The sequence below is a fragment of the Dyella sp. genome, from assembly GCF_051954575.1.
GTDB lineage: Bacteria > Pseudomonadota > Gammaproteobacteria > Xanthomonadales > Rhodanobacteraceae > Dyella_B.
On record NZ_JBQCHP010000183.1, the window covers coordinates 1 to 11,939 of the forward strand.

Consider the following 11,939-nt stretch of genomic DNA (forward strand, 5'->3'; position numbering starts at 1 on the left):
TCGGGCACCAATGCGCTGGCCGATCTTACCGCCGGTCAACAGATTCAGTTCGGCCCCGCTGGTGTAGGCCTTGTGCATCCGGTGCAACTGCCGCAAGCCACCGCCTGGCTGCCCACCGAGATCCGCTTCCAGCGCGAAACCATCGGCGACGTGGCGCGGCGCTTCAATGCTTACACCAGCAAGCCGCTGGTGATCGATGACGAAGCGATCGCCGGCAAGCGCATCAGCGGCATTTTCCATGCGAACAATCCGCAGGCGTTCGTGGCTTATCTGTCGACTTTGCCGAAGGTGCGGGTGATCGAAGGGGCCGATCGCATTCGTGTGGTGGCCTCACGGTAGGTTGGGGTGCAAAACCCAACAAGGGTCGCAATTGTGTGGACGGCGATGTTGGGGTTTGCACCCCAACCTACAAATCCCGGCAAGCTGTAAGAAAAAATTCATCCAACCGGCGGTACCCGATTCCGCGCTGGCGGACTCTTGAATGGTAAGGGCATGCGACAACGCTTGCCGCCGTTACCTATCCAAGGCTGCTTCCCCACATGCGTAATCGTCTGGCACTTCATATCGCTCTGATACTCAGCACGAGTATTCCTTTTGCGGCGTTCGCACAAACCGATGCCGCGCACACCACCGCTATCGCGCCGATGCCGCTGGCCAAGGCGTTGGAAAATTTCTCGCACGAGGCCGGCCTGCAGATTGTCTACGGCTCGGAAATCGCCGACAGCGTCCGCAGCCCGGGCGCCGAGGCTGGCATTGCGCCGGAACAGCAACTGCGCCAGCTATTGGCGGGCACGGGCTTGGGCTATCGCTTCGTAACGCCGAACACGGTGACGATCGTGCCGGGAAACGTGGCAACCAATGCGGGCAATCCGGCCTCCGCTGCGGTAGCGACGGCCGGTAGTTCAGATCCTCAAACGGTGAATGGAGGCGCGGTACAAAGCGGGCGCGACAAGAGCGCAAAGGACCTTGCGCAAGTGGTGGTCACCGCGCGTTCCGGCGTGGATGTGCGCACCCGCGCGCAAACCAGCTACTCGATCACCACCATCGACGAAGACCGCCTGCGCATGCAGGCGCCGACCAGCGTTGCCGAAGCGGTGAAATCGGTGCCGGGCTTCTGGGTGGAAGCCTCCGGCGGCGAAGCGAGCGCCAATATCCGCGTGCGCGGCATTCCGGTCGATGGCTTCGGTTCAGTGAATCTGCTCGAAGACGGCGTGCCGGTGCAGCACGATCCAGCGTTGGGGTATCTCAATGCGGACCAGGCCTTTCGCCTGGATGAAACCATCGATCGCGTCGAAGTGGTGCGCGGTGGTCCTTCGTCGATCTTCTATTCGAACGCACCGGCCGGCGCGATCAACTTCATCCCGCGCCAGGTCGATGACATGGCCGAAGGCCTGGTCAAGTACACCGCCGGCAACTATGGTCTCGGACGCCTGGATTTCTGGTACGGCACGCCGATCGGCGATGGTTGGAAGCTCAGCACCGGCGGCTTTTTCCGTATCGACCACAACGTTCGCAATCCGGGCTTCAATGGCGACAACGGCGGCCAGCTGCGCGCCACGCTGTCCAAGCAGTTCGAGAACGGCAATTTCAGTCTCGACGTGAAGCGCCTGGATGACCGGGTCTATCTGGACCTGGGCATTCCCATGTATCGCAACGCCGGCGGCGACCTGGCAGCCATTCCCGGCTTCAACGGCAATTACGGCACCGTGGCCGGCCAGGACACGGAGCACATGCAACTGCAACAGGGCAATGGCAGCTACTACAACTTTGACAACACCGTCGGTACCGACGTGAAGCGCACCCAGCTCACGCTGAAGTTCGACTACAAGCTGTGGGACGACTGGAAGATCGCCGAAGACTTGCGCTACAGCAGCACCAATACGCAGCGCAACGGCGTGTTTCCCAATGCGATCGAGACGTCGGCCGCGTTGTACGCCTCCGCGCAGGCGCGCCTGAAGCAGTACTACCCGGGCGCCGCCGGCATGCAACTGCAGTACGCGGACTCCGGTGCGGTATTCAACAACGCCAACCAGAACGGCAACGGCCTGGTGATCCTCGGTGGCCTGCGTGGCGTCACCATGCCGGTGAACGAGATCACCAGCAACACGCGCCTGCTGCGCAAGTTCGAATTCGGCGACCAGACGCACGACGTCACGCTGGGCTACTACCACGCGCACTTCAACCAGAGCTTCGACCGTTTCTCCTCCACCGTGCTGCTGGACGCGCAGGACAACGCCAAGCTGCTCAACCTGGTGGCGGTGAACGCGGCCGGCGCGCCGCTGGGCCCTTTGACCGACGATGGCATCTACAACAACGGTTACGAATGGGCGCACGCCCATGGCGTCTCCGATACCGATGCGTTTTATGCCTCGGACGAATGGCAGATCAACGACAAGCTGCGCATCGACGGCGGCGTACGCTGGGAGCGCGTGGAAACCAGCGGCTGGACCGAATTGTCCAGCTCGAAGAACCTGGGCACGCCGTGGAGCTCGTCCATCCTCACCGGCAACGGCCAATACGCCACGTATGACCACAGCTTCCACAAGCTGGGCTGGACGCTGGGCGCGAACTACCAGTTCAGCGATCACCAGGGCGTATTCGCGCGCTACACCTCCGCCTTCCGCCTGCCGAACCTGAGTTCGTACATCACCTCGCCGACCGCCACGCCGATCACGCAGACGATGATCCTGCCCGAGGTGGGCTACAAGTTCGCCAACCGCTACGTCGAAAGCTACGCGACGTTCTTCTATACCCGCTACAACAACGTCGGCTTCAGCAACTACGTGTTCAATCCGAACACCGGCGTATCGACGCCGCAGCAAGGCTATGCGAACACCGAAACCTACGGCCTGGAGCTGGAAGGCACGATCTATCCGACGAACTGGTTCGACTTGCAATACAGCGCCACGCTGCAGGATCCGCGCTACAAGGGCCTGCGCTATACCATCGTCCAGGCCGGTGCGCCGGTATTGCTCGACTACAACGACAACTACTTGGTACGCGTACCGCGCAAGAGCTTCCGCATCGTGCCAGGCGTAAACCTGCTCGACAACAAGCTGCGTTTGCAGCTCACCTACGAATACGAAGGCAAGCGCTACTCCGATACCGCCAACTCGGTGGTGCTGCCGCAGTACAACGTGATCGGCTTCAGCGCGCGCTACCAGGCCACGCCGGCGCTGTCGTTCTTCTTCTATGCCGACAACCTCAACAATTCGCTGGGTTTGACCGAGGGCAATCCGCGTGCGGGCGAATTGAAGAGCGCCGACGCAGGGGCGACGGTGTTTATTGCACGGCCGTTGCTGGGCAGGGCGTTCAGGGCGTCGGTGATGTATCGGTTTTGAGTGGGTGATGCATTGGCTGGCCGGCATGCTTGATCTGGCCTCTTCGTCATTCCGGCGAACGCCGGAATCCAGTCAAGCATGCTGTGCGCAGCACTCAACATAAGGAACGTAACGAGTGCTGCGCACGACGTGCTTAACTGGATCCCAGCTTTCGCCGGGATGACGGTGAGGTAGTGAGGGGCAATTTGGCCAGTGCGTAACCGAGAGCGAATCCAACCAAAGCCATGAAAGCACCATTCTCCTTACGCACCCTTCTGATGCAGGCGTTGATAGCCCTGTCCGCGTGCGTTGGTTTCAGCGCGTATGCAGCCGATAACAATCCTGACCTCATCCTCAAAGGCCAGATCCACCCCGCCGACAACCACACCTACCACCCCGTCACCTTCCAGGTTCCGCCCAACGTCACTCGCATCACCGTCCAGTTCGACTACACCGGCCGCGACCAGCGCACCACCATCGACCTCGGCCTGCTCGGCCCGGATGGTTTCCGCGGGCAGGATGGATTCCGCGGCTGGAGCGGCGGCAGCAAGAAGCTTTTCACCGTCAGCGCAACGGATGCCACGCCCTCGTTCCTGCCCGGCGCGATTCGTCCGGGACGCTGGACGCTGTTGCTCGGCATTCCCAACATCCGCCGGAATGCGACTGCCGATTACACGGCGAAAATCTGGTTCAACCATGCGGGCGATCCGGCGTGGTTGCCGGCGGTATTGAATCCGCCGTTGCGCAAGGAAGCAGGTTGGTATCGCGGCGACCTGCACATGCACGGCGCGCACAGCGACGGCAGCTGCACCAGCCAGAGCGGCAGCCAGCGGGTGCCGTGCCCGCTGTTTCTCACTATCGAGGCGGCCATACAGCGCGGACTCGACTTCATTGCGCTGAGCGATCACAACTCGGTATCGCAGGCGAACGACATGCGCGAGCTGCAGCCGTATTTTGATCGCCTGCTACTGATCCCGGCGCGCGAGCTCACCACCTTCTACGGCCATGCGAACTTGTTCGGTACCAACGAGCCAATCGATTTTCGCGTGGGCAGCACCGGCGTGCCGGACTGGAACGCGCTGCTGGCCGAAGCCGCCAAAGTGCATGGATTGGTTTCGATCAACCACCCGGTCCGCCCCGACGACGAAACCTGCATGGGCTGCGGCTGGGCGCCGCAAAAACCGGTCGACATGCACCGCGTGCAGGCGATCGAGGCCGTCAACGGCATGGACGCGATGCTGCCCGATACCGGCATCCCGTTCTGGCAGCACTGGCTCGATCAGGGCTACCGCCTGACCGGCATTGGCGGCAGCGATAACCACGATGCCAAGCAGGCGCTCACCACACCCGGTGGCGGCCTGGTCGGCATGCCCACCACGGTGGTGCACGCCAGCGAGCTGTCCATGCCGGCGATCCTGGCCGGTATCCGTGCCGGGCATGTGTTCATCGACGTACAAGGTACGCGCGACCGCATGCTCGACCTCACCGCGCAGGCAGGGCGGCAGTCGGCGGAAATGGGCGATGCGCTGAGCGTGCCGGCTGGTGCAAGCGTGCATTTCACGGTCAAGGTGTCGGCGCCCGAAGGCGCCAAAGTGGAAATGCTGATTGACGGCAAACCCTGGCAACCGCGCACCGACCTGACTGTCCACGGCAGCCTGGCACAATCGTTGGAGTGGATCGGTGACGGACGGCGGCACTGGGTGCGCGCGAATGTGCGCGGCGCAGCCGGGGAGCTGCTGCTGGTGGGCAATCCGATTTATATCGATTCAGGCGGCCAAACCGCGCCGTAAGGCTGCCGTAGGCAGGGATGAAATCCCAGCTTCGTACCGCGTCCATGCCGGGATTTCACCCCAGCCTAGGTCGTGCATTTGCCATGCGATGCGGTTGGCAGAACTCTTGCATTCCCTCTTTCAAGTGGACCCGCGCAGCACCGTGCGGGACGGGGGAACCTATGTTCGATAGGCGTGCCACAGACCGGTTGTGGTCGGTTTTAGCCGCCTTCGTGCTCGCGGGCGGTCTTTCCTACTATGCGCTTGCACTGGCCAGGGCCAACCACGCGCCCGTCGCGCTGTGGCTGGCCAACGGCGCGCTGATCGGCTGGCTGGTGCAAAAACCGCTGACGCGCACGTGGCCGCTGCTGGTGGCAGCGTTCCTGGGTTATGTCGCGGCCAAGCTGTCGCTGGGCGATGCGCTGCTGCAATCCGTGCTGATCGGTCCGTGCCAGGCGCTGGAAACGGTGATCGTCAGCGAATCCATCCGCCGCCGCTTTCCGCAGCTCGGCGCACAAACGCGCTTCATGGACCTGGCGCGCGTCGGCATCGTCAGTGCCTTGGTCGGCAGCGTGCTGTGCAGCCTGGGCAAGATGAGCATCCTGGAGCTATGGACGCAGCCGAACCCGTGGGTGAGTTTCAATACCCTGTTCCGCGCGCATTTCGTCGGTATGGCGATCGGTGGCAGTGCGTCGCTGGTCGCGGCCGTTCCAGCGTTGCGGCACTTCGAGCGCAGGCGCATCTGGATCGTGGCGCGCGATCTGGTACTCATGACGGCGGTCACCCTGGGCGTGTTCGTGGAATCGCGCGTGCCGATGGCGTTCCTGATCTACCCCCCGCTGCTGTTCTTGGTGTTCCGCTATCGCTTTGTCGGTATGGTGGCCGGCATGCTGATCCTGGCGCTGGTCATCAGCCTCGCCACTACCTTGAATATCGGCCCGTTCAATCTGGTGGCCGGCGTCACGCCCGCGTTCCGCGTGGTGATGGCGCAGGTGTTCATCGGTGTGTCCTGCTTCGTAGCGCTGCCCATTGCGCTGGCGCTGGCGGACCAGGAGCGCTTGCGCAACGGCATGCACGACAGCGAACTGCGCTATCGCATGCTGGCCGAACACAGCGGCGACCTGGTGATGCGCATTCGTCCCAACGGCGACCGCGTGTATGTGTCGCCCTCGGTGAAGGAATTGCTGGGCTGGGACGTGGAGGAATTCCTGCAACCGCGGCCCGACCTGATCCATCCCGACGATCGCGAACGCATCTGCGCCGAGGTGGCGAAACTGCGCGCCCAGGGCGGCACGCTTACCGCTACCTATCGGTTGCAGCATAAAGATGGCCGTTACCTGTGGATCGAAGCCTTTGCGCGCCTGGTACCGAGCCCGGACGGCCATGGCGCGATGGACATCATCTACACCGGCCGCAACGTCACCGAGCGCATGCGCATCGAGCAGGCCTTGCTGGAAAGCCGTGCCCAGTTGCGCACCATCACCGACAACATGCCGGCGATCATCGCGCGCATCGACACCACCTGGCATTACACCTACGTCAATCGCTTCGTCGAACAGATTTCCGGCCAGACACCCGTGCAGATCGTCGGCAAGACTGTGCGCCAGGTACACGGCGACGCCGTCTACGATCGTCTGAAGCATTACCTGGAACGCGCCTGTGCGGGCGAGCCCATGTTGTTCGAATACGAAGCCAAGCACGACGACAAGCTGCTGCACTTCCAGACCCACTACGTGCCCGACCGTGACGCACAAGGCATCGTGCGCGGCGTCTACGAGCTCACCACCGAGATCACCCACATCAAGAACGTGGAGCGCGAACTGATGCGCCTGGCGCACCAGGACTCGCTGACCGGACTGGCCAACCGGCGCTATTTCAGCGAACGGGTGTCGGGCTTGCTCGAACAGGCGCAGCAACACAACGTGCCGGTGCTGCTGGCGCTGGTGGATATCGACAATTTCAAAACCATCAACGACACCTACGGCCACGCCACCGGCGACATCGTGCTGGCCGAAGTCGGGCGTTGCTTGCAGAAGCTGGTGCGCGAAGGCGAACTGGTCGCGCGCATAGGCGGCGACGAATTCGTCGTGCTCAGCTGCGACATCGGCAACGCCGACCATGCCCAGGCGTTTACGCAGTCCTTGTGGGAACGCCTGCACATGACGGTCGATGCGGGCATCGGGCAGGTGGCGGTGAAAATGAGCATCGGTGCGGTTGTGTGCAAGAACGAGCTGTCCGGCGACAACCTGATGAAGCTGGCCGACGAGGCGCTGTACCAGGCCAAGGAAGCGGGCCGCGACACCTTCCGCCTGCTGAGCCGCGGCTTCGATGGCAACGGCGACGGCAATGGCAAGTCCAAGGGAAAAGGTCCTCAGCACGGTGACGGCCACGACGAGCCAGTGCCGTTGCGCAAGGCGCAATAGCCGCCGCCGTGAGCCGGATATGCAGAACGCGTGCACGCGCCGTGATGCTGCGCGCGGTGCCGGCAAACGGACTGAACATGCAGGGCGTGCTCAGCAATATCGCGGCGTTCTTCACCTGATTTGCACCGCCTCGTGCCGAAGCGATGCGCATGATGGCCCCACTACTGAAGGCAGGAGGATGTCATGGACAAGAATCGGGTCGAAGGCACCAAGCACGAAATCAAAGGTGGTATCAAAGAAGCCGCCGGCAAAGTAACCGGCAATCCCGCGCGCGAAGCATCCGGCAATCTCGAAAAGAACGCCGGAAAAATCCAGAAAGAAGTAGGCAAGGCCAACGACGAAGCGCGCAAACAACATCGGTGATATGTAGCTGGGCTGCAGGATTCAATGGAGCGACGATACGAAGCCGTGGAGGCTTCGCAAGGGAGTGAGCCAGAAGAGGGTGCATGTGGCACCCTCTTTGTTTGTGTGTTCCGGCGAACTGCTTGAGCCTCTTTCCCGAAGCGTCACGTCTCAACTGTACGAATGATGGCTCCCCCCCCTGCTTGCAGGGGAGGGGGCGCATTCCGGCACGTTTGGATTCGACGCTAATCAGGTTTCTGCTACACACACTCGAACAACGCCATAAACCCAAAATCCATATGCAACTGCGAATGGCAATGAAATAGCGAAAGCCCGCGCTGATCGGCGGTGAAGTCGACCTCCATCGTCTGGTAGCCGCCCAGCATCGCCACGTCCTTGCGGATGCCGCCGGTAGATTGTCCAGCTACGCGCGTGATCTCGAACGTGTGCCGGTGCAGATGGATCGGGTGGATGTCATCGCTGGCGTTGTGCATGCGCAGGCGATAACGCTGGCCGTAGCGAAGCTGCAGCATGGGCTTGCGGCTGTGCATGTCGAAGGCGACGTCGTTGATCGTCCAGCGGTTGAAGCCGTGCTCGGCGGCGTTCTGCTTGGCGAAGCTGAGATCGATGATCTGGTCCGGCGTCGCCGCTTTGCTGTCCGGCTGCCCAAAAAGCCGGTAATCCCAGCTCGAAGCCTTCGGCGCGCTCCATTGCGGCCTGCCGCTGTGGCCTGCGTATTCCACCACCACGCCCATGCCATGCTGGCGATCGCCGTCATCGAGATCGCCAAGTATCCACACGCCCGGATGCGTCATCTCGACGATCGCGCTGACGCGTTCGGCAGTGCCGATCCACAGCACCGGAACCTCCGCCGGATGCGCCACCGCGTTGCCGTCCAGCGCCACCACCTTGAACCGATGGCCCGGCAAAGCCAGGCTGCGTATCTCGGTAGCGCTGGCGTTGAGCACATGGAACAGCACGCGCTCGCCGGGCTTCACGCGTATCGGTTCGCCATGGCCGAGCATGCGGCCGTTGATGGCGAATGCCTGGTAGCCCACTTCATAGCCATGCCGATGGCCTTGCGCGAGCGACGCCTTCATGGCGGACTCGCCGCGTTCTTCCAATGCATGTTCGCGTTCGGCCGGCCGCAAAAAATCCATCGCCATGTCACCGCCCTGGCTGAAGAACGGATCGAATTCCTTCAACACCAGGAACACCTCGCGATCGTAATCACCCGGCTCATGCCGGGGTTCGATATAAACCGGCCCCGCCTGCGCGCCGTATTGCCCGCGCGTAAGATCATCGCCCGCTACCGCATGCGTGTGATAGAAGCGAAAGCCCGCCGGCCCCGGCACGAACGACAGCCGGCGCATGCCGTGTGCGGGAATGAATGGCGTGCCTTCTTCTGCCGCGCCGTCGACGTCCACCGGCACGGTCTGGCCGTGCCAATGCAGTTGCTCCGGCAGGTCCGTATCGTTGTAGACATCGACGACGACGCGCTGCCCTTCGCGCAGCCGAATCAGCGGACCGGGAAACTGGCCGTTGTAGGTGGTCGTGCGGATGATGCGATCCGGCGCCAGCTCGACCAGGCTGTGCGCGATGCGCAGGCTGTAGTCGGCCTTGCCTGCCGGTGGCTCAGCCGTCTGGGCCGCGCGCAACCATGCCGGCGTCTGGCTTGCCGCGGCCATCCATGCGCCCAGTTGCAGGAATTGGCGGCGGCCGATCGGCATGGCGTATCTCCTGTTTCATTCGCGCCGGCGCAGGCGCAGATAGGTGAAGGCCTGGATCGAACCCCATGGCGTCACGTGCATGTCGCGCGCGGTCGCCATGCGCTCGAATTCGCTGCCAAATAGCGCATTCAACGTGTTCGCATCGTAACGCGTCACCTTGAGGCCGCTGCATTGCGTGGGGCCGTCGGTGGCGAAGGTGGCCACGATCACCGTGCCGCCGGGCGCGACGCTGCGGCGCAGCGCTGTCAGGTAGGCCGACCTGGCCGCCTCGTCGGTCAGGAAATGAAACACCGCGCGGTCGTGCCATAACGCGTAGGGTTGCGGCGGCACGAAGCGCGTCACGTCCTGCACCAGCCAATGCACGCGCCGTGCCCTGGCCGCACCGAGCCGCGCCTTGGCCTGCGCAAGCGCCTGCGCGGAAATATCCAGCACGCTCAGGTTCGTGTAGCCCAGGTCCAGCAGATGGTCCACGAGCGTGGACGCGCCGCCGCCGACGTCGATCACCGGCGCATCGGGCGACAATCCGCTATCGGCGATGAAGGCCAGCGAGGTGTTGGGGCGTGCCTGGAACCAGCTCACCGCATCGGCGGTTTTGGTTTCGTAGACTTGTTCCCAGTGGCGGCGGGGGTCGACCATGGCTCATGCGCTCCGATGGTGTCGCCGGCCATTATCCTCCGCAGCAGGCAGCTGGACGAGCGCTCAAATCGGTATTTCGAATATCGCCTTCACCGTCCACTTGTCGCTGGCGTCGCTCAAGCCGCGACCGATGCCGAAGTTGAACGGAACGAGCCCGCGCGTCACATCGATGGCGGCGAACAGCTGCTGGTTTTGCCTGCGGGATGGATCGAACTGGCCGATACGGCCGAAATCGTTGTAGTACTCCACGCCCACGGCGGTGCCGGCCCACACGGTCCTCGCTACCTTCAGCGCGGGCGCAAAATTGGAACTGCTGCTGCCGTAGCGCGGCCGGAATGCGGCATCCACCACCGGGTTGAACGCGATCAGCCACAGCGGGCTGCGATAGCCGATGATCGGCCGCAGCTCGATCGCCGGGCGCCCTTGCTCCAGGCGCCCGTTTACCGCCGATAGTTCCACGTTCAAGCCCAGGAACGGGCCGGCGCCGCCTTCCGCCGGCTTCAGCGGTATCCACTTCAGGCGTACGCGCGGCCCGGCGAAATAGTTGGTGCCCGCCGCATCGTGCAGAAAGGGCAGGTAAAGCCCTGCTTCCAGGGTGTCGGTGATGCCGTAGGACCATTCCATCGTGGTGCGAAAACCGCGATCCGGCGGAATTTCGCCGGGATACGCGGGTGTCGAGCGACCCTGGAGCGTGCTGTTCACATGCAGTTCCAGCCCCCACTGGCCGCGGTGATTGATGCTGTCGTCGTACACCTGGATTTCGTCGGTGAGATCGGCGTGGGCAAGCGGCGCCGCCAGCGATGCGGCCACGGACAGGGCGAACAGCAGTAGACGGCGAGGTGGCATGGGGGAAGCCGAAGCGGGATATAGGCATGAGCATCGCACTGGTCGCTGAGTATTCGCTTACGCGTCCAGCCCGCACGCTTCACTCGCGCCAGCTATGCGTCACATAGCGCAAATTTCATCTCGCACTAAGTCAAACCAAAGGCTGCGGGCTTAGTGTCGCCAGTACCTGCAAGATAAGGGCCTGCATACGCGGAAGCGGCGTGATGCGCGCGTTACGTTCCATGGTCTTAGTGCTGCTGGCATGCCTGGTTCCCGGGTATGCGCGGGCAGGCGGCGGCTTTCTCGGCATTGACCACCGCGTGGCCTACAGCAATACGGGCGTGTGGAACCGCAGCATCCAGAGCGGCCTCCTGTACGGCACCGTCGCCGGCGTCGGCCTGGGTGCACTGGCGTTCGGTGATCAGGACAGCTTCGGCAATACGCTGTGGCGTTCGGTGGATGCGATGGTCTTCACCGGCGTCACCACGCAGGCGATGAAGTACACCTTCCAGCGCGAACGACCCTCGCAGACCTCCGATCCCAACCGGTTCTTCCAGGGCACGCACGCGCAAAGTTTTCCCAGCGGTGAAGTGGCGGCGATTTCCGCCGCGGTGACGCCGTTCATGGCGCGCTACGGTGACGATCATCCGGCGGTGTACGCGCTGGCCCTGCTGCCCGCGTATGACGCCGTGGCGCGGGTGAAAACGCGCGGCCATTGGCAAAGCGACGTGCTGGTCGGCGCGGCGGTGGGCGTGGGCTTCGGCATTTATGCGGCGCGGCGGCAATCGCCATTGATCATCAGCTGGTTGCCGGGTGGATTTCAGGTGGGTTTTATCCACCATTTCAAATAGTGCGGAATGCTGCCTGTAGATGTCTCGCAAAAATACGTTGGGT

The 11,939-nt window shown here is 62.9% G+C and carries 8 protein-coding genes and 1 pseudogene; 6 read left to right on the forward strand and 3 right to left on the reverse strand.

Going from position 1 to position 11,939, the window contains the following annotated elements:
* From ACTHNE_RS21320 to ACTHNE_RS21340, 5 genes and pseudogenes are all read left to right on the forward strand, one after another.
* Nucleotides 1-339: pseudogene (locus tag ACTHNE_RS21320) on the forward strand (FecR family protein); the annotation flags it as partial.
* A gap of 200 nt (nucleotides 340-539) precedes the next feature.
* A complete protein-coding gene (locus ACTHNE_RS21325) occupies nucleotides 540-3,341 on the forward strand; it encodes a TonB-dependent receptor (protein ID WP_324940020.1) in 2,802 nt (933 codons plus the stop codon).
* Nucleotides 3,342-3,565: 224 nt separating this feature from the next.
* On the forward strand, nucleotides 3,566-5,110 hold the full coding sequence (locus ACTHNE_RS21330; protein WP_324940017.1) for a CehA/McbA family metallohydrolase: 1,545 nt from the start codon (nucleotides 3,566-3,568) through the stop codon (nucleotides 5,108-5,110).
* Between the two features lie 161 nt (nucleotides 5,111-5,271).
* Complete coding sequence (locus ACTHNE_RS21335) at nucleotides 5,272-7,512, forward strand: sensor domain-containing diguanylate cyclase (RefSeq protein WP_324940014.1); 2,241 nt, start codon at nucleotides 5,272-5,274, stop codon at nucleotides 7,510-7,512.
* A gap of 183 nt (nucleotides 7,513-7,695) precedes the next feature.
* Nucleotides 7,696-7,875: a CsbD family protein gene (locus ACTHNE_RS21340; protein ID WP_324940011.1), complete on the forward strand. Its 180-nt coding sequence runs from the start codon at nucleotides 7,696-7,698 to the stop codon at nucleotides 7,873-7,875.
* A 239-nt stretch (nucleotides 7,876-8,114) separates the two neighbouring features.
* On the opposite strand, the gene ACTHNE_RS21345 is transcribed toward ACTHNE_RS21340, so the two are convergent.
* The 3 genes from ACTHNE_RS21345 to ACTHNE_RS21355 all read right to left on the reverse strand — a co-directional run bounded on the left by ACTHNE_RS21345 (nucleotide 8,115) and on the right by ACTHNE_RS21355 (nucleotide 11,066).
* Complete coding sequence (locus ACTHNE_RS21345) at nucleotides 8,115-9,584, reverse strand: multicopper oxidase family protein (protein WP_440270270.1); 1,470 nt, start codon at nucleotides 9,582-9,584, stop codon at nucleotides 8,115-8,117.
* 15 nt (nucleotides 9,585-9,599) lie between these two features.
* The gene (locus ACTHNE_RS21350; RefSeq protein WP_440270271.1) at nucleotides 9,600-10,220 is read right to left on the reverse strand and encodes a methyltransferase; all 621 of its coding nucleotides are present in this window, start codon (nucleotides 10,218-10,220) and stop codon (nucleotides 9,600-9,602) included.
* A 63-nt stretch (nucleotides 10,221-10,283) separates the two neighbouring features.
* Entirely contained in the window at nucleotides 10,284-11,066 is a 783-nt protein-coding gene (locus tag ACTHNE_RS21355) for a hypothetical protein (RefSeq protein WP_440270272.1), read from the reverse strand.
* Nucleotides 11,067-11,269: 203 nt separating this feature from the next.
* Between ACTHNE_RS21355 and ACTHNE_RS21360 the strand changes: the two genes are divergently transcribed.
* A complete protein-coding gene (locus ACTHNE_RS21360; protein WP_440270273.1) occupies nucleotides 11,270-11,896 on the forward strand; it encodes a phosphatase PAP2 family protein in 627 nt (208 codons plus the stop codon).
* Nucleotides 11,897-11,939 lie beyond the last annotated feature (43 nt).

Bases quoted from the DNA above. Each gene is read 5' to 3' on its own strand.
- ACTHNE_RS21325 (WP_324940020.1), top strand. From the start codon at position 540: ATGCGTAATCGTCTGGCACTTCATATCGCTCTGATACTCAGCACGAGT.
- ACTHNE_RS21330 (WP_324940017.1), top strand. From the start codon at position 3,566: ATGAAAGCACCATTCTCCTTACGCACCCTTCTGATGCAGGCGTTGATA.
- ACTHNE_RS21335 (WP_324940014.1), top strand. From the start codon at position 5,272: ATGTTCGATAGGCGTGCCACAGACCGGTTGTGGTCGGTTTTAGCCGCC.
- ACTHNE_RS21340 (WP_324940011.1), top strand. From the start codon at position 7,696: ATGGACAAGAATCGGGTCGAAGGCACCAAGCACGAAATCAAAGGTGGT.
- ACTHNE_RS21345 (WP_440270270.1), bottom strand. From the start codon at position 9,584: ATGCCGATCGGCCGCCGCCAATTCCTGCAACTGGGCGCATGGATGGCC.
- ACTHNE_RS21350 (WP_440270271.1), bottom strand. From the start codon at position 10,220: ATGGTCGACCCCCGCCGCCACTGGGAACAAGTCTACGAAACCAAAACC.
- ACTHNE_RS21355 (WP_440270272.1), bottom strand. From the start codon at position 11,066: ATGCCACCTCGCCGTCTACTGCTGTTCGCCCTGTCCGTGGCCGCATCG.
- ACTHNE_RS21360 (WP_440270273.1), top strand. From the start codon at position 11,270: ATGCGCGCGTTACGTTCCATGGTCTTAGTGCTGCTGGCATGCCTGGTT.